Source organism: Rufibacter roseus, from assembly GCF_001647285.1.
Classification (GTDB): Bacteria; Bacteroidota; Bacteroidia; order Cytophagales; family Hymenobacteraceae; genus Nibribacter; species Nibribacter roseus.
In genome coordinates this window covers 20,054-44,016 of record NZ_LRML01000018.1, presented here as the reverse complement: position 1 = coordinate 44,016, position 23,963 = coordinate 20,054, and the positions used below count along the sequence as shown (strand labels likewise).

General features: G+C 46.1%; 16 protein-coding genes. 14 read left to right on the top strand and 2 right to left on the bottom strand.

Annotated elements, in window-relative coordinates:
• Positions 1–31: 31 nt before the first annotated feature.
• From A8O23_RS19030 to A8O23_RS19005, 6 genes are all read left to right on the top strand, one after another.
• Complete coding sequence (locus A8O23_RS19030; RefSeq protein ID WP_066624979.1) at positions 32–1,012, top strand: GSCFA domain-containing protein; 981 nt, start codon at positions 32–34, stop codon at positions 1,010–1,012.
• A 67-nt stretch (positions 1,013–1,079) separates the two neighbouring features.
• Positions 1,080–3,116 carry a thioredoxin domain-containing protein gene (locus A8O23_RS19025; protein WP_066624977.1) on the top strand — a complete coding sequence of 679 codons (2,037 nt, stop codon included), beginning with the start codon at positions 1,080–1,082 and terminating at the stop codon, positions 3,114–3,116.
• A gap of 208 nt (positions 3,117–3,324) precedes the next feature.
• A complete protein-coding gene (locus tag A8O23_RS19020) occupies positions 3,325–3,783 on the top strand; it encodes a hypothetical protein (RefSeq protein WP_066624975.1) in 459 nt (152 codons plus the stop codon).
• Positions 3,784–3,837: 54 nt separating this feature from the next.
• The gene (gene priA / locus A8O23_RS19015; protein WP_066624974.1) at positions 3,838–6,372 is read left to right on the top strand and encodes a replication restart helicase PriA; all 2,535 of its coding nucleotides are present in this window, start codon (positions 3,838–3,840) and stop codon (positions 6,370–6,372) included.
• Between the two features lie 571 nt (positions 6,373–6,943).
• Entirely contained in the window at positions 6,944–7,330 is a 387-nt protein-coding gene (locus A8O23_RS19010) for a hypothetical protein (RefSeq protein WP_153042289.1), read from the top strand.
• Positions 7,331–8,290: 960 nt separating this feature from the next.
• Entirely contained in the window at positions 8,291–8,617 is a 327-nt protein-coding gene (locus A8O23_RS19005) for a Rieske (2Fe-2S) protein (protein ID WP_066624972.1), read from the top strand.
• Between the two features lie 53 nt (positions 8,618–8,670).
• Here the strand turns inward: A8O23_RS19005 and A8O23_RS19000 are convergent, their stop codons facing one another.
• Both A8O23_RS19000 and A8O23_RS18995 read right to left on the bottom strand, forming a co-directional pair.
• Positions 8,671–10,119: a PQQ-dependent sugar dehydrogenase gene (locus A8O23_RS19000; RefSeq protein WP_074988440.1), complete on the bottom strand. Its 1,449-nt coding sequence runs from the start codon at positions 10,117–10,119 to the stop codon at positions 8,671–8,673.
• 471 nt (positions 10,120–10,590) lie between these two features.
• Positions 10,591–13,170, bottom strand: coding sequence for a M14 family metallopeptidase (locus tag A8O23_RS18995; protein ID WP_074988439.1), 2,580 nt, complete (start codon positions 13,168–13,170; stop codon positions 10,591–10,593).
• A 444-nt stretch (positions 13,171–13,614) separates the two neighbouring features.
• On the opposite strand from A8O23_RS18995, the gene A8O23_RS18990 reads away from it, so the two are divergent.
• The 8 genes from A8O23_RS18990 to A8O23_RS18955 all read left to right on the top strand — a co-directional run bounded on the left by A8O23_RS18990 (position 13,615) and on the right by A8O23_RS18955 (position 23,894).
• The gene (locus A8O23_RS18990; RefSeq protein ID WP_066624964.1) at positions 13,615–14,418 is read left to right on the top strand and encodes a hypothetical protein; all 804 of its coding nucleotides are present in this window, start codon (positions 13,615–13,617) and stop codon (positions 14,416–14,418) included.
• Positions 14,419–14,906: 488 nt separating this feature from the next.
• Positions 14,907–16,061, top strand: coding sequence for an AraC family transcriptional regulator (locus tag A8O23_RS18985; protein WP_066624963.1), 1,155 nt, complete (start codon positions 14,907–14,909; stop codon positions 16,059–16,061).
• Between the two features lie 75 nt (positions 16,062–16,136).
• Positions 16,137–17,306 (top strand): acyltransferase family protein, encoded by a 1,170-nt coding sequence (locus tag A8O23_RS18980; protein ID WP_066625072.1) that lies wholly within the window; start codon positions 16,137–16,139, stop codon positions 17,304–17,306.
• An 89-nt stretch (positions 17,307–17,395) separates the two neighbouring features.
• Entirely contained in the window at positions 17,396–19,270 is a 1,875-nt protein-coding gene (locus A8O23_RS18975) for a CocE/NonD family hydrolase (RefSeq protein WP_066624962.1), read from the top strand.
• 539 nt (positions 19,271–19,809) lie between these two features.
• On the top strand, positions 19,810–20,763 hold the full coding sequence (locus A8O23_RS18970) for a hypothetical protein (protein ID WP_066624961.1): 954 nt from the start codon (positions 19,810–19,812) through the stop codon (positions 20,761–20,763).
• Positions 20,764–20,843: 80 nt separating this feature from the next.
• The gene (locus tag A8O23_RS18965) at positions 20,844–21,734 is read left to right on the top strand and encodes a TorF family putative porin (protein ID WP_153042288.1); all 891 of its coding nucleotides are present in this window, start codon (positions 20,844–20,846) and stop codon (positions 21,732–21,734) included.
• Between the two features lie 22 nt (positions 21,735–21,756).
• Complete coding sequence (locus tag A8O23_RS18960; protein WP_066624956.1) at positions 21,757–22,431, top strand: response regulator transcription factor; 675 nt, start codon at positions 21,757–21,759, stop codon at positions 22,429–22,431.
• A 143-nt stretch (positions 22,432–22,574) separates the two neighbouring features.
• Entirely contained in the window at positions 22,575–23,894 is a 1,320-nt protein-coding gene (locus A8O23_RS18955; RefSeq protein ID WP_066624954.1) for a sensor histidine kinase, read from the top strand.
• The last annotated feature ends 69 nt before the right edge of the window (positions 23,895–23,963 follow it).

Genomic DNA, 23,963 nt, shown 5'->3' with positions numbered 1-23,963 from the left:
TACGTATCTTAGCCAACAGAACTTTTTGCGCATGCAGTTTAGAACCGAAATCAACATTCCTAACTCTGGTACCCGCTTCTCCCGCACTAAAGGTATTATCACCATTGGCTCCTGCTTTGCAGAGGTGGTGGGCCGCAAATTGCAGAGCGTGAAAGCAAACACGTTGGTAAACCCCTTCGGCACTATATTCAATCCTTTATCGGCGAATAAGCTTATAAGAACAGTGGTCTTAAATGACACCTCGCAATTAGAAGAAGGCTTAGTGCAAAGGCAGGACTTATGGTTTCACTATGACTTCCATTCCTCTTTCCACCATGCACAACCTGAAAAACTAATTGAGCAACTGAGGGAAACGATACAGCAGGCACATGAATTTCTGATGCATGCACAAGCTATCATGCTGACCTGGGGCACCGCATTTTTGTACGAAAGAATTGATACGGGTGCATTTGTAGCCAATTGCCATAAGGTGCCCCAAAAATCTTTCACCAAGCGGCTGCTGACAATAGAAGAAATATCTGAAGACACCAGACAGACCCTTGAATTGTTACGCAGCCACTGCCCAACTCTACAGATAATTCTTACGGTGAGCCCGGTGCGGCATATCAAAGACACCCTACCCCTGAACAGCGTAAGTAAGAGCATTTTACGGGTGGCTGCCCATCTGGCTCAGGAGTTTCACCCCATGATATCCTATTTCCCGGCGTATGAATTGCTGTTAGATGATTTAAGGGACTACCGGTACTATGGTTCAGATTTGATTCATCCGTCGGAAATGGCGGAACAGTATATCTGGGAGAAATTTATAGGCGCATACGCAGACAAAGCCTTTGCCTCATTTCTGCAACGCTGGAGTGAAGTACAGCGTGATTTAAATCACCATCCGTTTAACCCTGACAGCGCCTCCCACCAAAGCTTTCTTCGCAAGCTCCTGGAGCGTCTCCAACAAATGGCGCTAGAAGCAGATGTACAGGAAGAGATTGCCATGGTACAACGTCAACTGCACACCTGAAGCTCGTTTTCAGGCTAATTTCTAAAAAACAGGCCCAAAACACCGCTACCGCCTTACTAAACAAAACATGGAAAAAAAGCCCAACCGCTTACTGCAAGAGTCTAGTCCTTATCTGTTGCAACATGCCTACAACCCGGTAGATTGGTATCCGTGGGGGCAAGAGGCGCTGCAAAAGGCAAAGCAAGAACAGAAGCCTATTCTGGTAAGCATTGGGTATGCGGCCTGCCATTGGTGCCACGTAATGGAGCATCAGTGTTTTGAACAGGAAGAGATTGCCCAGATAATGAATGAGCACTTTGTCTGCATCAAGGTAGACCGTGAAGAGCGGCCCGATGTAGATCAGATTTACATGGATGCCCTCCATGCCATGGGTTTGCAAGGCGGGTGGCCACTTAATGTTTTTCTGAATTCTGACGCCAAACCATTTTATGGTGGCACGTACTTCCCGCCTCAAAACTGGATTCAACTACTGCAAAGCATTGCCAACGCATACCAAACCAACCGGCAGGAGCTAGATCAATCTGCTGACCAATTCCTGGCGCACCTCAACCAGAGCGAATTGGCTAAATATGGTCTAACGCAAGCCAATGCAGATTTTAACTCAGTGGCTTTTGAGCAGATGTTTCAAGCCCTGCAAACGAAATTTGACACTGAACGCGGCGGCACAGCCCATGCTCCAAAGTTCCCCATGCCCAGCATCTGGTCTTTTCTGCTCAAATATTACCACCACAGCCAAAAACCATCGGCACTAGAACAACTGAATCTTACCCTGCAAGAAATGGCTTTGGGCGGCATTTATGACCAGGTAGGCGGAGGCTTTGCCCGCTACTCAACTGATGAAGCTTGGCTTGTGCCCCACTTTGAGAAGATGCTGTATGACAACGGTCAACTGATCAGCCTGTACTCTGAAGCCTACCAAGTCACTCGCAATGAGCTGTACAAGCAAGTGGTGCTGGAAACTGTAGCTTTTGTAGAGCGTGAACTCACCAGCCCCGAAGGTGGCTTCTATTCTGCCCTAGACGCAGATAGTGAAGGTGTAGAAGGCAAATTTTACGTTTGGACCCAAGCTGAAATAGAGCAGCACTTAGGCAAAGAAGCTAGTTTGGCCAGTAAGTATTACAACACCTCAACAGAGGGAAACTGGGAGCATGGCTTAAACATTTTGCACCGCCGCCAGACAGACATAGCTTTTGCCGCTGACCAAGGACTTAGCTTAGAAGAGCTACAGGAGCACGTGCAAAACTGGAAAGACACCTTACTTTTAGCCCGAGGCCAACGTAACCGTCCTGGTTTAGACGACAAAATCCTTACGTCCTGGAATGCCCTTCTGTTAAAGGGACTTACTGACGCCTACAGTGCTTTCGGAGATCCTAATTTACTGAAGCTGGCCTGCACCAATGCTGAGTTCTTGCTGAAGAACCTTTACGTCAATGATCAGCTGTACCGCAATTTTAAAGAGGGCAAAGCAACCATTGACGCTTTTCTGGAAGATTATGCCTTGCTCATACAAGCTTTCATTGGCATGTACCAAGCCAACTTTGATGAGAAATGGCTTACGGTGGCTAAGAGACTGACACACCATACGCTCCAACATTTCTTTGACCCTGCCGAGGATCTTTTCTTCTTCACCAGTGCCCGCGGTGAGCAGCTCATAACCCGCAAAAAGGAAATCCTGGATAACGTGCTGCCAGCTTCTAATTCTGTCATGGCCCACAACCTGCATTACCTAGGCTTGTATTTCGACAAAGCGGACTACACCCAGCTGTCAGAGAAAATGCTTTCAAAGGTAAGAGATCTGGTGGTGCAGCAACCTTCTCATTTAGGCAACTGGGCTTCACTTTACTACCTGAAACTAAAGTCTTCTGCTGAAGTGGTGATAGTTGGTCCGCGGGTGCATGAGTTTAGAGAACTGTTACAGCAGCACTACCTACCTAACGTCTTGTTAGCTGGTAGCAAAGAATCACCTGAAGACCCTGTTATTCCTTTGTTAGAAGAGCGTTCTACCACCGCCGGACAAACCACTATTTATGTTTGTCAGAATAAAACCTGTCAGCTTCCGGTGCATTCTGTTTCAGAGGCGATAGCTCAGCTACAGAACTTGTAAAAAAAAAGTTTATAATTATAAAAAGAATCTGATATCACTTTTAAAAAAGAATCCTTACTAAACGCTTATATAAAGGGTTTTATAAAAAAAGCTCAAAATTAAGCTATTGCACTTTAAAATTATAGTTCGGATATTCGACGAATAATAGGAACTACTCGCTAGAAAAGCGGCTTTACCTGTTAAACATATCAACTAAACCCTTTAGAAAGTGAAAAAGATTTTTTTGGCAAGTGTAGTATGGTTAGCCTTTGCTGCAACCAGCTTCGCTCAGAACGGAAGTAACTATTGGGAACGTTTAGACAAAACTCACCCCGTAACTACCGTTGAATCAATTGTAAACGCTACGCCCTCTGCCCCTAGCGCCGAAGGCTTCCGGTTATCAATGGTCTATGATGGCCAGTTCCGTAAGCTATCCTCTGAAAACCTGGAGCTGATGCAAGCTATAGGAATGGAGAAGAAAGATTTGAAAGCTTATAAATATGAGCTTCTGTTTAAATACAACAGCCAGGAGTTTTGGTTACCGGTGCAGACAGACCTTATTGAGCAGCTTCAGTTAGAGCTTCGCAAAAATGAGCCTGTATTGCTTTACACCACGGTGCTTCAAACTCCAACACAACAAGACAAAGCCAAGAAGGCCCTTCTGGTAGAAGATTTCAAAGTGGACTAAGCAAAGCTTCCGTTTACGGCCTGTTTTTCCGAACTTTGGCCTAAACTACCCGCTTTGACACCCGAACTAGAATTTCATATCCCCGCTGATGACGTCCCTGAACGGGTAACCCTGTTCGCGGACGTCATTTTGCCTTTGCCCCTACCCAAGCTTTTCACGTACCGCATTCCGCTTGAAATGAGCGACGACGTACTGGTAGGGGCTCGGGTACTGGTACAGTTCGGAACGAAGAAAGTATTGAGTTGTGTGGTGGCGCGTGTACACGAGCAAGCGCCTACTGATTACCAAGCGAAATACATTCTGGAGGTAATAGATGAGAAACCCGTTGTCACCGGACCTCAGCTAAAACTATTCAGTTGGATAGCCGAGTACTATATGTGCACCTTGGGCGAGGTGATTAACGCTGCCCTGCCTGCCGCCTTAAAGCTCAGCAGCGAGTCTAAAATTCAGCTCCACCCTCAGTTTAGCGAAGAAACGAATGAGTGGCCACTTACCGCTCACGAGGAGAAGATTCTGTTCGCGCTGCGGCAAAAGCCCCACCTAACATTTACCGAAGCTGGTCAGCTGCTGCAGCTCACCAGCTTCCATAAAATCATCAAATCCCTACTCCTCAAGGAAGTTATCATTATATATGAGGAAATAGCAGAGAAATATGCCCCTAAAGTAGTGAAGAAGGTGCGCTTAGCCCCTGCCTTCACCACCGACGAAGCGACTCTAGAGGAATTGTTTAATCAACTGGCCACTAAAGCCAAGCAGTTAGATGTACTCCTGAAATACGTGCAGCTAAACCCCTTGCTGCAAGATATGGCGTTGAACGAGCATGGCGTAGAAAAGAACCTGCTCACCTCTAACCCCCACCTGTCACTTTCGGCCATTAATACGCTTATCAAAAACGGCGTACTGGAGCAGTTTGATGTGGTGGTGAGCCGCTTTCCGGTAGCGGAAGGCCGTGGCCCCTATCTTGCCTCGGAACTTTCACCTGACCAGGCAAGCGCCCGAGATGAAGTTTTAGATCACTTTAACAGCAAAGACACGGTGCTGTTGCACGGTATTACCGGCAGCGGTAAAACAGAGGTGTATATTGACCTAATTCAGAAAGCTGTAGACGCAGGTGGTCAGGTATTGTACCTTTTGCCAGAAATTGCCCTTACCGCTCAAATAGTGACCCGCCTGAAACGGGTTTTCCAAGACCGTTTGGGGGTATACCACTCCAAATTCTCCGACAATGAGCGGGTAGAAGTCTGGAATGGGATTCTATCTGGTAGGTTTCAGGTGATCGTTGGGGTGCGCTCTTCCGTGTTTCTGCCATTTCATTCGCTCTCCCTTCTTGTAGTAGACGAAGAACACGAGCCCTCTTACAAGCAACACGAGCCCGCCCCCCGCTACAACGCCCGAGAAGTTGCGCTCATGATGGCTCATTTTCATGGGGCAAAAACACTATTAGGTTCCGCCACGCCCTCAGTAGAGACATATTACCACTGCCAAACCGGCCGATGGGGTCTGGTTAATTTGCACGTGCGCTACGGAGAAGCTGTTTTGCCTGAAATTGAACTGGTAGACATACGCCGCGAAAGCCTCCGCAAAAACATGCTCAGCCACTTCTCGCAGAAACTGGTGCATGACATGGAAGACACCCTGCACCGCAAAGAACAGGTCATTCTGTTCCAGAACCGCCGTGGCTACTCCCCTTTTATTGACTGCAACGACTGCGCCTGGATTCCTAAGTGCCGTAACTGTGCCGTGAGCCTTTCTTACCACAAGTTCTCTAATGAATTAAGGTGTCACTATTGCGGCTACCATGAGCGCAAGCCCAATGAATGCCCTGCCTGTGGTTCTACCATGCTTAAAACGGTGGGCTTCGGCACTGAAAAAATTGAAGATGAATTAAAACTGCTCTTGCCGGAGGCCCGCATACAGCGCATGGATCTGGACACCACTAAACGCAAGAACAGCCATCAGCAGATTATTGAGGACTTTGAGCAACAGCGCACTAATATTTTGGTGGGTACCCAAATGGTGACCAAAGGACTTGATTTTGAACATGTGAGTCTGGTAGGCATCTTAAGCGCCGACAGCATTATTCACTTCCCGGACTACAGGGCCCATGAGCGGGCGTACCAGCTGTTTGTACAAGTCAGTGGCCGGGCCGGCCGAAAAGGAAAGCCGGGCAAAGTAATTATACAGACTGCCAACCCTAACCAAACTATTTTTGAGCGCGTGATAGAGAATAACTATCTGGGGCTGTACGAGCAGGAAATTGCTGAACGGCAGAAGTTCCGTTACCCTCCGTTTGTGCGCATCATTAAAATTACAGTTAAGCACCCAGAGGCCAAGCCTTGTGAGGCAGCCGCCATTGCCTTAGCCAAAGACCTAACCGACCGCCTGGGCCGCACTGGTATTCTTGGCCCCGAACCGCCGCATATTTTCAAAATCAGGAATCTTTTCCTGCAGGAAGTACACGTAAAACTTGACCGAGACGGAGGCCGCCTTCGCTTCTCAAAAAATCAGATACAGGAAGCCGTATTCCATCTCCTCCAAAGCAAAGATTTCAAGAACCTGCGCGTAGCCATTGATGTTGACCCAGCGTAAACTTAGCTTGTTTATGTACGCTCATTTCAATAAACCTTTCAGTTCTGAAATCTTAGGCTTTCATGACTTACTTGCTTCTTCCTCAATCTGAAGCCAGAGGAAAGCAGCTAGCCTCTGTGCATCCTATTTCTCGCAAAAGACAAACTCCTTCCATGGGATGAAAAGGAATGGTTCCGCTAGCCGATCTACGATTTATTTTATTACCGTTGGCAACCATAACGAATAGGTCACGACCTGTCCCTACGACCGTCTTTGCCCAACATGCCTATACTTCCACCCTTGCCTGAGTAAGTTTCTCATTTTCAAAGAATCACCTCTTTCGCTCTGCCTTTTTGTGGTTTGGGCCTGTTTTCTGAAAAACAGCAGAAAAACAGTGTCCTCTTCATCCTTAAAAAAGTCCGTCTCATCATCACTTTGTACGGCTTCATCCTCAATTAAGGCCGTTAACTTTTTTTTAACTATTTGGAAAGCAACGTTTTCCCGACATTTGCATCTATATAATCAAAAGCGCTACTCCAACGGTGTGAGTCAGGCTTCTAAAATCAAAAATTAAAACATACTATACATTACTATGAAAACTCGTTTTACCTCCGCTTTAGTTGCCATCTGTTTCATGTTGAACGTGGCCCCCTCTTTTGCTTCTAACGGTGCAGCAAACGGACCAACCACCCGCACTACCAAAGTATTTCATCAGGTTGTGAAAACTGAAAATGTGCGTATTCTGTCTTTAGAGTTAGCCCCAGGTGAATTCTTGGATTACCACTCTAACCCAGAGCAAGAAGCCTACGCCGCCTCTGACGGAACCTTGAAAATGGTAACTCCGGACGGTAGCGTGAAAGAAGTGAGTGTGAAAACCGGCGACAGACTTTGGATGGACCTTACCCATTTCAAAAACTGGAACACCGGTGACAAAACATTCAAAATTGTAGTTTTAGAGCCCTCAGTTGCCAAAAACTAATTTTTTGATTTTTTTTCGGAGAAGCTTAAACCTTAGGGTTTTACCCCCGTAAAAACAGAAACATTCACACTCTACTTAAGCTTAAAAGTAATCTTAGCTATCCGCTTGCGCTCTGGCATCTGATTACTTTTAAGCTATTTTTTTGCCTGTTGAGCTGATGATCGTCCTTACCTACTTCAGCCATAAATAAGGCAACACAGGTATTTACAATCCGCTTCACTCCCTCAAAATCTCACTTCAGTCAGAAAAAGGCCTGCTTAGTCTTAATCAGGTTGAGCCTAGAAAAGAATGCCTGCATCTTTGTATCGCAATTACAACGGCAGCCGCCTGAATCACTCTTTGAGCGATTGCTGTAAAAGCAGAAATGCTGGCTTGGTAACCCAGCACTTCATTAAGGTTTAATAAAAGTTTTGTTTGTTAGTTTGGTGTAAGGGGCCCGGAAGATTCCGGGCTTTTTCATTTTCAGTCTTTTCTGTACTTCCCTCAACCGCTTTGAACCTTACTTACTTTTTGAATTGGTAGGCATTGCTCTGTACCTACTGTAGAACAATGCATACCAAAAGAGTTTATGTCTGAAGAGACGAGCACCAGTACATCATAACCCGATTCGGTCGCGTAAAAGTAAAGTTAAGGTACTTGGTGTACCGGTTCACTCCGGCTTTTTCTCAGTTCAGTCAGAAAAAGGCCTGCTTAATCTTATTGTTGTTGGCTTCCGGAAGAAAGGCCTGCATCTTTGTATCGCAATCAGGACAGCAGCCGCCCGAATCCCTCTTCGAGCGATTGTTCCCTGAAGACAGATTAGCTGGCCTGGTAAACCGGCTCTTCATAGAATTTAGGTTTAATAAAAATTTTGTTTGTTAGTTTGGTGTAAGGGGCCCGGAAGATTCCGGGCTTTTTCATTTATAAGAGTTTCCGTTTTAGCGCTGTTTTTCAGAAATTGAAGCTAAAACAGACCAAACTATGGGGTGGATCAAGATTTTTGAAAGTGAAGCGGCAGCCAAGCAGCAGATTCCTCTTACCAAGGCAACAGCCCTAGTTGTAAACGGGCAGGAAATATGTATTGCGCACACCAGCGCCGGTCTCTTTGCCGTAAAAAATGCCTGTCCGCATTTAGGTGATTCCCTGAGCCGCGGCACCACCAATTACCTGAACGAAATTGTTTGCCCCTGGCACAGCTACCGTTTCCATTTAGCCACCGGTGAAGAATGCCAAGGTAGAACTAAGCCCCTCCAACGCTACCCCCTAGAAGCCAGAGAAGACGGACTCTTTTTAATGACCAATGAGTAATGAACAATGATTAAAGTATTTGTTATTAATCATTACTCATTGATCATTACTCATTAATTAACTGGTACCAGCCGCAGCACGCCTACTTTTTCTACGGAGATGTAGATATAGCCATCAGGGCTCATTTTGACGTCACGGACACGGCCTATGTCTTGCAACAGCCTTTCCTCCCCTGTCACTTTGTTTCCGTCTACTTTTACCCGGCTCAGAAACCTGAAGCTTAAGGAGCCCACCAACGCGTCTCCTTGCCAGCCCTTGTAGCGGTTACCTGTCACAAACGCCGTTCCGGAGGGAGCTATGGACGGTGTCCAGATTTTTACAGGATCGGTTACGCCTTCTTTCTGCTTTAGATCAGAAATGATAGAACCATTGTAGTCTATGCCATGGGTCACAATAGCCCACCCGTAATTATGCCCTTTCTGGATAATATTGATTTCGTCGCCCCCTTTAGGCCCGTGTTCGTTTATCCAGATTTCTTTCGTGTCAGGGTTCAGGGCCATTCCCTGCGGATTGCGGTTGCCATAGGTAAAAATAGATGGTAAGGCATCTCTCTGATTTACAAACGGATTGTCTGCCGGAATGCTTCCGTCTTCTTTGATACGGTGAACCTTACCAGCTGACACGCCCAAGTTCTGTGGATTCGTTTTGGTGCCTCCTCTATCACCCATGGTCACGTAAAGAAATCCATCTGGGCCAAATTCTAAGCGGCTGCCGTAGTGGTGTCGGGTACGTTCCCACGGCTGCCCTTCGAAGATTACTTTTTGATCTTTCAGCGCATTTCCCTCCAGCCGCGCCCGCATAACGGCCGTGGTAGAAAGAGTTGTTCCTCCATCTCTTTTCACTGCTGAATAAGACAAGTAAATCACATTGTTTTGTGCAAATGCTGGATGTAACTCTACATCTAACATTCCGCCCTGTCCTTGGTCCAGCACTTCGGGTGCGCCTTCTATTTGCTGTAGTTGCTTGTTTTGGGTGAAGCGGTACAGTTTTCCACTTTTCTCGGTCAGCAGCATGTCTCCGTTAGGCAAGAAAGCCATTCCCCAAACAATATTTAGGCCTGTCACTACAGTGTCTAGCCTAAAGCTTAGCTCATCTGACTGGTAAACTTTGCCACTGTTTTGCTCTTGGCCTGCGCCATTGTTCTCTTGGTTTTTAATGCCCTGGCGAATATACGTTACCAGCTGAATTATTTCCTTATCAGAAAGGGTGCTGGCGAAAGCCGGCATGCCCTGGTTAGGATATCCGTGTTTGATGCCTTCAAATAAGTTTTCTCTGGAGCTCCCGTGCTGCCAGTTGCGGTTAATGAAAGTCTGCAGCTCCCGCCCATGACACCCACCGCAGTAGTTAATGTAGTTGTTTTTAGCAATGGCTGCCTCTTCCTCAGAAAGCACCTCCTCGTCTGCCACAACGGGGGCAGTTTTAGATCCGTTGGAATTAATGCAGCTGTAAAGACCCATGGCAGAAAAAAGTAGGGCAGCTGTTATTTGTTTAAACTTCACCATAGCGTAATTTTCGTTTGCTTCTGCATATTACTGAAAAAGCACCTCATAAGATATCACAAGCCCAGCGCCGCACCCTAGTATAGGATCTTTGTGCTTCGCGTTCTGTAATCAGTACTGAAGTGTACGTTGTATGTTTTAGACATATTTTTAGTAAAACTGCTTGAAAACGCCACTTCAGCTTCTCTTTTTAGATAGCTGTTTTATCTCACAGCAATGTTATAGAGGAAGTACGTTTTACTGACTTGCGGAAGCTAAGCCAGTAATTTCACTCCGTTCCACTTCAATTAGTTCAGCATATAAAAAAACCGCTCCTCCTAGGTGAGGATTTGATTTCACAGTAAGCGCCACTACCTTAGATAACCTATAGGTATACAGAACCAAGCTGGGCAAGATAGTGATCGCCTAAAAACAAAGTGGATGAGCAAAAAAATCACTCATCCACTCATTCAGCCCTTCAATCATTCATTCAACTTACTGTCCTACCATAAATACGGCATTACCGAACAATAGCTTTCCGCCTTGCCAGAAACCTCTGAACAGCGGGTTATCAACCAGATAAACCACTTGTCCGAGGCCCATTTCCTGAACGCCCAGCACCAAACCATTTTGTAGTTTGTCCCCTACTTTGGCTCCCACAAACCCGGTGGCTGGTCCTTCGTTCTTCACGACACCCACATTCCAGCCATCTTTCAGGAACTGCGGCAACGTGCTGGTCCTAATAAGGGCGGCGTAGGTATTTCCGTAACCGAAGGCCAAAGGGTGGCTGTTGTCTAATGTTACTCTGAACACACTGCCTTGTACTTCTTCTGAAATAGAAGTGCGTTCACGGTCAGCATAGCGTTTTAGGTCAGCGGCAGTAGCAGGGCTTGATTTCTTAGTGCTGGTGCTGTCTACTAATTTCTTTTTAACGGCAAAGTCTGGCTTATCTGAAAGAAAAGTAACCGCATTTTCTAACGCAACTAAACGACCTCCAGCCCTAACCCAGTCTTTTACTTTGCTCAGAGTCTTTTCATTTAAAATACTACCATAAGAACCGGTTGGCAAAATCAATACATCAAACTCAGCCAAAGGCACTCTGGAGAAATAATCAGAGCCCAACACCGTAACCGGATAGCCAATCTGCTGCTCAAAGTAATGCCAAATTTCGCCAAACCCGTACGGAGAAACACCCTCGCCCGTCAAAACGGCTACTTTGGGCGCTTTCACATACCGTACGTTTCTTGAACCGAAATCAGAGCCGGTGGTCACGAAACCGGTGGAAGAGGTTGTCAACTCAATTCCTAAAGAATCTGCGGCACGGGTAACTATTTCGTCAAACTTGGCTCCCAGGCTTTCGTTGCCCGTGCGGGTAATGATGAGCGTGCCCGGAGAAAACTTCTGCTTAACTTGTTCAAACGGCACCTCTGAATAACGCACCCGTACCTTGGCTTTTAGCAAAGCCGCCATAAACCGAAGATCTTGCACTCCATTCCATTTGGCGATATAAGCATAGGTATTCGTTGCTGCAGAAGAAGCAACTGAATAACTTTTTACCGCAGAAGAACCTACTTCTTTAGTAGGGGCTGCTGCTTTTTCAGTCATTGCCACTCGTGAGGTAAAAGCAGCGCCCCGCAAATCATAGGCATATGGCAAAGACCATGCGGTAATGTCATACGTTACTGAGTCTTCCAGTCGAGCGTTTGGCTCAAAAAGTACATTGAGCAGCGTAGACTTGGGTTGGTAAGAGCTAATGACCAAATCTCCGCGGTTGTACCGCACACTTTCAGTTTTGCCGGTCTGGTAGTTAAAGCCTTTGGCGCTGCCACCGCTGTTGGCGTAGCCATACTTAATCTGCTGACGGTCTAAATAGTTAGTCAGGTCGTTTATTTTGCCCTCATCGCCCTGCACATTAAATACATAGCTACGGTAGGTTCCAAATGGTTTGGTTTGCGCATCAGAGTAGAACTTTTTGAACTCTCTTACCACTTGCTCATGCTTGTCTGCCATGGCTTCTACGGTAGCCAAACTGGCGGCATGGTGGTGGGCTATGCGCTGGCTTAAAGTCAGGCTGTCCCCGTCGGCTTTCTCAATGACTATACCGGCCCGTCCCGAGCCTCCCTGCTCGTATGTCATGGCAATGGCGCCTTGATAAGTAGGCCAGGTGTCGCCGTAGCTGGGGTAAAAAAGGTCAAAGCTCTCACGGGTGAAGTAGAGCCAATTGTTTTTGTCAAAGTATTTGCGGTTGTATTCGCCAATGAAATTCTGAGCCTCGCGCTGCCATGGCGTGATGGCATCATGGTACGGCTTAGCCGAAGGTGCGAAGTAATAGGGGTTGTCAACAGCCTGCTCATGGAAATCGGCGTGCAACTGAGGGAGCCACTGGTTGTACACCACCGCGCGCTGTTTAGATTCAATCTGCGTCTGCCAAGCCCAATCGCGGTTCAGGTCAAAATAATAATGGTTAGGACGTCCGCCTGGCCAAGGTTCATGGTGCTCCCATGCCCACGGTGAGGCGTTTGGTTGCCGGTTACGTACGCGGTTGTACCACTGGGTATAGCGCTCACGGCCATCCGGATTCACACAGGGGTCAATCAATACCACCGTATTCTCCAGCCATTTCTGAGTTTGGGCATTGGTGGGGTCTAACAGGTCATACAGCACCTGTAGCACTGCCTCAGAACTCACCGATTCATTCCCGTGAATGTTATAGCTCAGCCACACGATGGCAGGCTGTTTCCCGCCCGTGGTCTGGCCGCTCAATAGCCCGGCATTCTTTAAGTTATTGGATCTGATTTCCTCCAGGCGTTGTAAATTCTCAGGGGAAGAAATGGTGGCTAACAATAATGGTCTGCCCTCATAGGTGTGCCCGTAAGTCTGTAGCTTCATTTTAGCAGGATTCTGGGCCGCCAGATACTGCACATAATCCACTAAACGAGCATGATAAGTAAACTGGTCACCTAACTGATAGCCTAAGAATTGAGAGGGCGTCTGAACCGGTTGCTGCTGTGCCCAAGTGGCTCGGCTCATTGCAAAGCAAAGGAGCAGCAACAGAGTGAAGAAAATATTTTTCAAGGTGAAGAAGTTATAAAATGAAAATACAAAGCAAAATGCGCAGGAATGACCTATAATTCAAATATGCACTTGAATAAATAAGGAAGTAGCCTAAAGTAATACTATTTGAAGCACCTGCTGATTGTTCCAAATAGGAAGCACCTTCTTTTATAGAATATTACGCTGAAAGCCATACGCTTCCATGCGCCAGTGTAGGAATAAAACCAACCAAGCTTCTCCATCTGGCTTAGTTTATTTTAAAACTACTTTTTTATAAAAGAGGTCAAAAACAGAAACCTAGTATTAAAGCTATAATGTACACACAAAAGAATTCAGTCTTTAAATCATTTGATTGTCAGCGTTCTACAAATCTTTTGAAAAATTATTAAAAACGTAATGGGGGTAAAAAGCTTTCTCTGTGTCAATGATAACAGAAATCTTAAACCTTTTAAATTCAAAAATTAAATGAAATCTTACAAATTACTTCCGTACCTGATGGGCCTTCTTTTGTTAGCGTCGTGCTCTGATGACGACCAAGACCCAACCCCAGATGCGGCTAACTGCCTCCCAACCAAAATAGTTAATACCACCGACGGCGAAACCGAAGAATCAACCTTAACCTATGATGCCCAAGGCAGAATCACAAAAGCTAGCTTGTCTGGTGGTGAAATGGAAGGCGATGTGTTTGTTCAGTACACCAACAACTTGCCCACCAGCGCTGACCTTAAAAGCGGAAGTTTTACTTTTGGTAGCTTTACGTATGACTATGATACCCAAAATAGGCTAACTAAGCTCACCACTGAAATAGCAGTAATGAGTTTAAAACTTGAAACGACCTTTGAGTATAATGCCCAGAACAAAATAGGCAAAGCTGTTGAATACTCTTACTTCAACCTAGATGGTGAAGAAGAACCTATGGAAATCTTCAGCCAATACACCACCTTCACCTATGATGCCAAGGGTAACATCACCAAAAAGAGCGTCTATGAAGGAGAGACAGAAGAAGAAGCTACCTTAAGCTATACAGTTGACTACACCTATGATAACGCACCTAACCCTGGTGCCAAGGCAGAAATACTACTTACCGGTTACAGTACCCCTAACAACGTTAAAACTGCCTCTCATAAATATGCCGATGGAGAGGAAGACGAAACCCTTTCTTACTCTGTAGCCTACGTGTACAATGCTTCTGGCTTGCCTACCAAAGCCACTGAAACTACTAAAAGTGGTAGCGCTTCTGTATCTAACATAACCTACTCCTGTAAATAAGACATTCCCACCTACTGAAAAAAGCCCGCTTGTAAGCGGGCTTTTTTTTGTTCAACAAAATCCGTCATATCTGGCAGTTCAGGAAATTTCTGCTTTGTGTATGTGCATTATTTAATTTTTAATGCGCCTACCTTTCACTACCAAATTCGCCGTTGGCACCTGTATATTGGCATTTTAGCCGGTTTCCAATTACTAGGCTAATCCACAGGCGGTTTATATTTTAGCTGGGGCGACCTAGACGAAGAACACAAAGATTAACTACGGCACTCTTACACTCCCCCCACCTGGTCACCGGGTTGGGTATGTCCTGATTCCATAAAAAAATATACTCCGCCCATTCACATTAGTTCACATCTTTTAGGTACCAGAGTAAAAGCTCTAAATTGCTTTGAAACATTGACCTAATACTTTTCTTCATAACTTTCTTCATGATTATTGCCTGTGATCTTAGCAGTTGAATGCCATGGGTACATTTATTACTTTTAGCCATGGCAAACGAGTTTATACGCTTTGATTTGTACGCGGCGCTCCTGCTGGCTGGTACCGTGCAAGGCTTCTTTTTGTCCTTTTTTTTCCTTTCTAAAAAGCCGCACCGGCAACCTTACCTGCAGGTACTACTTTCTGCCTGGTCTTTTGTGCTGTCTTGTGCCTTGTTAGAAATTTTTCTGTGCTACACTGGCCTTATGTTTCACTCTTTGGCGCTGGTAGACTTTGCTGAACCTTGTAATTTTGCTTTAGGCCCCCTCACTTATTTGCTTCTCAGAAGTTTTTCAGGTTGTTCCTGGAGCAAGCGACAGTGGTGGCACCTGGCTCCTTTCGCCTTTTACTTTGTATACCATATTCCATTTCTGCTGCAGCCAGACACTGTAAAATACCAGGCGTACCTGCATGCTTACTTTCCTCAATCTTCACAAATTACCCAATACCATACCACCTTCAATACTGATCCACTTTACCTGACAGAATGGGTAAATGAGCTCACATTGGCACATATTGCACTATATGTAGCACTTTCTGTTTTGTACATGCGGCGGCAAAGGCAGGCTTTTTCTGCTTATGAGACATGGGCAAAGCTCCTCCTCTACTTCTATGTTGCCATAACGGCACTCTTTTTATTGGTCAAACTCGTGTTCCAAGAAGATTTAGGAGACCATTTCATGGCTGTTTTCATATCAGCACAGCTCTTCTTTTTCACTTATAAGCTGCTGAGCGGCTCTGCTTTCTTTCAGCCTGCAGTACCAGAAAAAGCCTTGCCGCTGGTGAAGTATGAAAAGTCCAGCATGACGCAGGAAACCAAAAACGCTTTGCTTACCAAATTAAAGCTAATTGAAACACAGAAATTTCACACCCAACCTTCGGCATCACTGCCAACACTGGCCAAACAACTGCATACTTCCCCACACTATCTTTCCCAACTTCTGAATGAGTGCCTGGGCAAAAGCTTTTTTGAATATCTGGCTGAGCTACGCGTGGAAGAAGCTAAGGCTATTCTTATACAACAGCCCAACCTTAAAGTAGAAGAAGTGGCCGAATTAAGTGGCTATTTATCTAAATCTGCGTTTACTGCTGCTTTTAAGAAAACCACCGGTCAAACGCCAGGTCAATACCGTAAAAACGAGCAGCCTTTGAGTACTACTTTATAAAGAAGCACTCCGTACTTATAGGCAAATTCTTCATTGGGTGCCTTTCCTGGTCACCTTTGTACAAAAACAATGACCATGGAAAACCAAATAAAATCAAGACGCTATGAATTTGACTGGCTACGGGTACTCGCGTTTGGCCTGCTGATTTTCTACCATACAGGAATGTTTTTCGTGCCTTGGGAGTGGCACCTCAAGAATAATCTCCTCAGCGACGCTATTCTGCTGCCCATGCAGTTTCTGAGCCAATGGCGTATGTCACTTATCTTTTTGGTATCTGGGGTTGGTGTTTATTATGCGCTGGGGTACCGCACTGCCGGTACGTTTGCCAAAGATCGCCTCAAAAGAATTCTGTTGCCATTGTTCATTGGAATGCTCTTAGTAGTGCCGCCACAAATTTATATTGAAAGGCTAATCCAAGGCTTTCAGGGCAACTACTTTCAGTTTTATCCCTCCATTTTTGCTATGGAACCTTATCCTAAAGGAAACTTTAGCTGGCACCACCTCTGGTACTTGACCTACATTTTCTGCTACAGTCTCCTGCTGCTGCCTTTGTTGATCTATCTGCGTCATTTGCAGATCAAGGAAAATGCCTTTACAACCTGTATGCTTATAGTGGCACCCGCCCTGTGGCTTGGAGTGGGAGCAGTTTTTCTTAACCACCAGTTTCCGGCAACCAATGCTTTGGTGGATGACTGGGCCAATCACTTCCTGTACATCAGCGTATTTCTCTTCGGATTTCTGCTGATGAAAATGCCTGCATTACAGCAAAAGATAAGGCAGGTACGCTATTATAGTTTGGGACTGGCTGCCCTTACTTTTACTGCTCTAACCTTTTTTATGAAAGGCAGAGAATATCAAGAGTTGATGCAAGGTCAACAAGCGGTGTATTATCTTCTCAAATCAATTAATCGCTGGTTATGGCTTTTAGCTATTCTTGGTTTAGCCATGAAGCATCTCAACATCAAAAGCAAGTACTTAAGGCGGGCTAATGAAATGGTATACCCGTTTTACATCTTGCACCAAACCGTGATTGTAATGCTGGGCTTTTACCTCAGAAATGAGGATTGGAGTATTTCAGCAAAATTCGGCATAATCTCCACTGGTACATTTCTGCTATGTTTTATAATTGTTCAATATGTGATCATGCCGGTAAATTGGCTACGCACGCCTTTTGGCCTGGCTCCCAAAAAGAACGCCAGTTCTGTTTTACCTTTACTTTCAACTGAACAATACAGCGCAAGGTAAAACAGCGATCTTCTCTCCTTCACCTGTAGATTTGGCCTCTGGGCGGGAATTTTATAATTTCCCGTTCCAATCTCACCATACTAACACTTATGAAAACAAACCTCTGGCAATGGCTCTTGCTGGTTATTCTATGGCCTTCGCTTGCAGCCTCTGCCCAAACATTGTCTGACTCAGCATACATTAGGCAGAATTATACTAAGAGTGAGCACCAGATTACCATGCGCGACGGGGTGAAACTCTTCACGGTGGTGTATGCGCCTAAAGATAAAAGCCAGAAATACCCCATCATGCTTAGCCGCACCCCTTACTCGGTAGGGCCTTACGGCGAAGGGAAATACAAAACCAGCCTTGGACCATCTTCAGACATGATGCGCGAAGGCTACATTTTTGCCTACCAAGATGTGCGCGGGAAGTACATGAGCGAAGGAGAATTTGTGAACATGCGCCCGCAAATAGCCAAGAAAGGTAAAAAAGACATTGACGAAAGCACTGATACGTATGATGCCATTGCATGGCTCGTGAAAAATGTGCCCAACAACAACGGCCGTGTCGGGCAGTGGGGCATCTCCTATCCGGGCTACTACACCACCGTTGGCTTATTAAGCAATCATCCTGCTCTGAAAGCTTCCTCGCCCCAAGCTCCGGTCACCGATTGGTTCTGGGACGATTTCCACCACCATGGCGCTTTCTTTTTACCGCACGCGTTTAACTTTCTGGCCAGCTTTGGGCAGCCACGCCCCCAGCCCTCCCCTACCGGCGCTCCACGTTTCAACCACGGCACGCCAGACGGATATGAGTTCTTCCTGCGCATGGGTCCGCTGAGCAATGCCAATAAGTTGTACCTACACAACAACGTAGCGTTCTGGAACCAGATGACCGAGCACCCCAACTATGACTCTTTCTGGCAAGCCATGAACATAAGGCCCCACCTGAACAACATTAAGCCCGCGGTAATGACCGTAGGCGGATGGTTTGATGCTGAAAACCTTTTCGGGGCCTTGGAAACCTACAAAACCATTGAGAAGAACAACCCGAAGACGTACAACACTGTTGTGATGGGACCGTGGTTTCACGGGGGCTGGTCACGTTCAAGCGGCCAAACCCTTGGCAACGTTTCCTTCAGCCAGAAGACTTCTGAATTTTACCGGCCAAACATTGAGGCCAAGTTTTTCCGTCATTACCTGAAAGAAAATGCCAAAGGAACGCCTAACCTTCCTGAAGCCTATATGTATAACACCGGCGCCAACCAGTGGCGTGAATTTGCCGCCTGGCCGCCAAAAGCTACGCAGGAACGTCTGCTTTACTTTAATGCCAACGGGAAATTAAGTTTCGAGAAACCATCGGCTGGAGGTCAGGCCTTTGACGAGTTCATCAGTGACCCAGCCAAGCCAGTACCGTTTTCTGAGGAAATTACCGTAGGCATGACCCGCGAGTACATGACCGATGACCAGCGCTTCGCCAGCCGAAGACCTGACGTGTTGGTGTACCAAACCGATGTGCTCACCGAGGACATCACCTTGGCGGGTCCGCTGCTATCGGCGCTTCAGGTTTCCACTACCGGTTCTGATGCAGATTGGGTAGTGAAACTAATTGATGTTTACCCAGACACCGCCGCCCAAAACCCACACAACCCGGCCTCAGTGAAAATGGGTGGCTACCAGCAAATGGTACGAAGTGAGGTATTGAGAGGGAGGTTCCGGAACAACTATTCAACCCCAGAGCCCTTTACACCAAATCAGGTGACGGCCGTGAATGTGCCCCTTCAGGACGTGCTGCATACATTTAAAAAAGGCCACCGCATCATGGTGCAGGTACAGAGCACGTGGTTCCCGCTGGTAGACCGCAACCCGCAGAAATATGTGCCTAATATTTTCGAAGCCAAGCCCGAAGACTTCCAAAAGGCTACGCACCGGGTGTATTTTTCACCGCAGCAGCCATCATACATAAAAGTGAAGGTGCTGTAAATAAGTATTCATCCACAGAAAAGCCGCTTATAATTGATGAGCGGCTTTTCTGTTTTAGGGCTGTTTTTCTGAAAAGACGTCTAAAAGAGGAACAGCCAGTTCTTTTTCTAAGACTACCGCTGGCGCAAGCGTCTGCTTGTGTCCGCACGCTGATCTGAAATTAAAACTTTGAAGCTACTCTTGTTTAGGTAACCGCAGTTTTAGTTGTTGGTGAGAACACACTACAACGGCGGAGGACAAAGCTGGTGCAGTCTCTACTCTTTTGCAATGCGTTCTCACACAAGCGGACACTTGCGCCATCAACCCTAGCCAAAACCTCTCTTCATCTTTCACATTTTCCCCTCACCTAAAGAGGCACAACCAATTGGAACCTTATCACGTTTTCCAGCTGTTTTCAGGAAACAAGGCCGAAAACGCACGATTTCCACCCACCTCAGAAAAAAATTTGCAAAAATTTTCATTGAAATCGTTTCTTCATCTTCTCTTCATCTTGACATTATAGTTTTGGCACAGTAATCAATCAATAACCAATTACTGACATGAAAAAATTAACCCTTGTAGCCGCCGCACTTTTCGCCGCCGCTACTTCTTTCGCCCAAACATCAGTTACTTCTAACACCACCTCAAACAACGGTGCCACCGCCAGCCAACACGGCAAAAAGGTTAGTGCCACGGCCCAATCTTCTACCACCGCCAATGTAGATGCAGAAAGCAATGGTGAATATGTGCGCGAGGTTGCCAGAGAGAAAAAAGAAGAAGCTAACCAAACCAAAGAAGCTACCAAAGCTTTGGCCAAAGAAAAGAAAGAGCAAGCCAAACAGCTGAAAAAAGAGCAGAAAGAAGCGCTTCGCCAAAAGAAAGATGCCGCTAAAGCCCAAGGCAAAGCACTGGTGAACACAGTAGAAGACACTGAAGCACAAGCATCTGCCAATGTAAAAGCAAATGGACGCGTAGCTCAGGAAACTGCCAATGAGCAGGCCAACCTGGTGACAGAAGCAGCTTTAACCGGAGCCGCCTATGCACAGGCAGAAACTCCTGAAGTTGAATTACCTGCCTTCCAAGACAAACCTAAGAAAGGCCAGAAAGACAAAACTGAGAAAGAGCAGAAAGACAAACCTGCCCGCCAGGAAAAAGACGACAAAAAGGAGAAAGCTAAAAAAGAGATTGAGAACCACGGCAGCACTGTAAGCACAACTGCTAAAGAAACAGTAGAAGCCGGAGCTGAAAAAGGACAGGTAGTGAAAGAGGTTGCTACAGCTAAACGCCAAGCCAAGCCTGAAAAAGTGGAAGCCTCAGCTAATGTAGAGGTAGATGCCTCTGCCAAAGCACCCAAATCTGCTGCCAGACCAGGCAGAGGTGCTGCCCGTACCGCCAAAGGAACAGTAACTACTGTCACTAAAACCACTGGTAATACCGTGAATAAAGTAGTGAAACCAGTTAAAGTTGGTGGAACTGTTGGCGGAGGCGCTGTTATCAAAGTAGGCAAAAACTAATAACCTTCCCCCATTCTCCCTCCGCTTCTTCATTATAAGAAGCGGAGGGATTTTTCTCCATTTCATTTTAATCTATGCAGATGAAAAAGATAATTGGATTCTGTTTGCTAATGAGCAGCCTGGCTACTTTGCCAGCGCTTGCGCAAACTGATGCAGCAGACACAGTAACTGAAACAAAAAAAGGCTGGTGGACCATTGGCTTGGAAACAGCCAATAACGCTTCTTTCTACGGCCGCAACACTGCCACCCAATATCCATATGTGGCTGGGTCTCTTACCTACACCCACCGCTCTGGCTTATGGTTGTCTGCTATGTCTTACCACTTGTTCAATACCCAGGATGAGATAGACGAAACAGATGTTTCGGCGGGCTACAGCTTTAATGTTGGCGAAAGATTTGACGGCACCCTGAGCTACACCAGATTTTTCTTCGGCCCCAACACCCCGTTAATTCAGTCTGTTACCTCTAACGCTGTTTCAGCTTCGGGAATGTATGACTGGAAAATTCTTTATTCCGGGCTTTCTGCCAGCTACACATTTGGTGGCAGCAATGATTTCTTCACAGTGCTGGACAACTCTCGTTACATTCCTTTAGAGCCACTCTGGAAAGGCAAAAACGCCGTTGGCCTTGACCCTAAAATCAGTATCATTGCTGGTACACAGCAGTTTTCCGAGACTTACACACAAGTAACAGAAAACAAGAAGAACAATGGTCTGGGCAGTGTTTTAGACCCACTACCCATTGGCGGAAACAACGGAAACGGGAACAATAACACTACCACCACTACCACTACCACAACCAAGCGGAGGTTTAAGGTCATCAACTACTCTTTAAGTGTACCGGTGGTATTCAGTCTGGGGAATTTCGATTTTGAGCCTACCTACCGCTATTCTATTCCGGTTAATAAACTGGAAGGTGACGAATCTAAAGCGCAGTCTTTCTATACCTTCAACGTTAGCTACACTTTCTAAATCACACTTTATAAAAACAGTTATGCACGTATTGATAGTGGAAGACGAGGCCAGTTTGGCCAATGAGCTGGTGCACTTTCTTTCTAAAGAGCATTACAAGTGCGACTGGGCCTCTGACGGGCGAGAAGCCTCAGAAAAAATAGCCGTCAACCTGTATGATTTTATTTTGTTGGATCTGGGTCTGCCCGATTATGACGGCCTAGATCTCTTAGCCGAAACCAGGGCGCTGGAGCATGACCCCGCTGTCATTGTGCTCACCGCTCGCGGCTCACTGGAAGACCGTATTAAAGGTTTGGGCTTAGGTGCCGATGACTATTTACCCAAGCCATTTTCATTGCTAGAACTGCAGGCCCGCATGCAGGCCGTTTTACGCCGCAAATTTAAATTAAAGTCGTCTACGGTTTCGTTCAATGGCTATGACCTAGACACCAACACCCGGCGAGTGCAATATGAAGGCAATGAAATCATGCTCACCAAAAAAGAGTTCGATTTACTGCATTACCTGGTGCTGCACAAAAACCGGATTCTCACGCGTCTGCAGTTGACAGAACATATCTGGGGCAACGTGCTTGAAGATGATTATGACTCAAATTATATTGATGTCCATATCAAAAACCTCCGCAAAAAACTCTCTGCTTATGGTCCCACCGACTGGATTGAGACAGTGCGGGGCGTAGGTTATAGACTGACAGCTTAATTTATTGGACCTGTACAGTGTTCTTTTTATGTGCATAGGAAACAAAGCTCCAATTAAAAAAACAGGATAGCTGCCTTGATGAAAGCACCCGTTGCTTTTGTACCTGTTGACTACATTAGTATCACTCCACCTTATCATCCGTTATGCGGCTTCAATCTAAGCTAACCCTCTTTAGTGCGGTTTCTAAAATAATTATTCTGCTGGTACTCATTCTTGTACTGCCTACACTGGTGAATACAGTCGCGCTCCATAACGCCGATGTTCGCCTGATGGAGAAGGAAGTGCGGATGTATGATATTATAGAGGAAGAGGGGATAGAATCATTCATTACTGAAGAAACCGGTAATGCCTATGGTTCCTATAACCTGTTGAAAGAAGATTTTATCTCACTGGAGGAAATATCTTCTGGGCGGGTTATCAATTCCATAGAAAACAGCCTGCGCAAAGTAGACGGTGAAGTGGTAGAGTACCGCGTTTTGTCCTCTACTTTTGATTTGGGCGACAAACGGTACCTCTTAGAAATTGGCCGTTCACTAGCTACCATTGGAGACAACAGCCAAACCCTGCAGCGTTATGCCCTTCTCTTTTTGGTGGCAGTGGTGCTGCTGACGGTTTTTGTTGATTTGGCTTTCAGTAAGATTTTACTGCGCCCGCTTACCCTTATTGTAAAAAGACTGCAAAAAATAGAGCACCCCAGCACGTTCACCCCTAAGCCACTCAACACCTCTACGGATGATTTCCTGTACCTGAACAACACCATCAACCACATGATGGGCCAGATTCAGGATGTCTTCCAGCAAGAGAAAGAGTTTATTGGCAATGTGTCTCATGAGTTGCTCACTCCTATTTCCATACTGCAGACCCGGCTAGAGAACCTTCTTTCAGACCCAGACACGCCTGAACCACTTCTTGAAAAGTTGGTAGACAATTTACGTACCCTGCACCGGCTTAAAAGCATTATTCAGGCCCTCTTGCTTATCTCCCGCATTGAAAATGAGCAGTATATTAAGAATGATTCGGTGGAATTACCGGCGCTGGTAAACGAAGTGGTAGAGGAAATAAAAGAACGGGCAGAGGTAAAGCAGGTGGAAATTCAAACGGATTTATCTGGTGTATATCATTTAACTCACGTAAATCACTCCCTTCTTTTCACCATGTTGTTTAACGTGGTGAACAATGCCATCAAATATAACAAACCAGAAGGCTCTATTTTATTAGCCGGTAAACCTTTAGCAAAAGGCTATGAGTTGTGCATAACTGACACCGGCGTGGGCATACCAGAGGACCAATTGCCCCACATCTTCAGCCGCTTTAAGCGCCTGCATGCCGCTGATGGCGAGAGCCACGGCTTAGGCTTGCCCATTGTGCAGACCATTGCCCGTTTTCATGGTATTCATCTTACCGTTAAGTCCACTGAAGGGCAAGGCACCACCTTTTGCTTTCAATTCCCTAAACAACGTTAATTCTAGGTGCTGCTGTTCTGTCATAAATACCATTAACCGCAGCTATTTGCAGACCCGCCCCGTAAACCC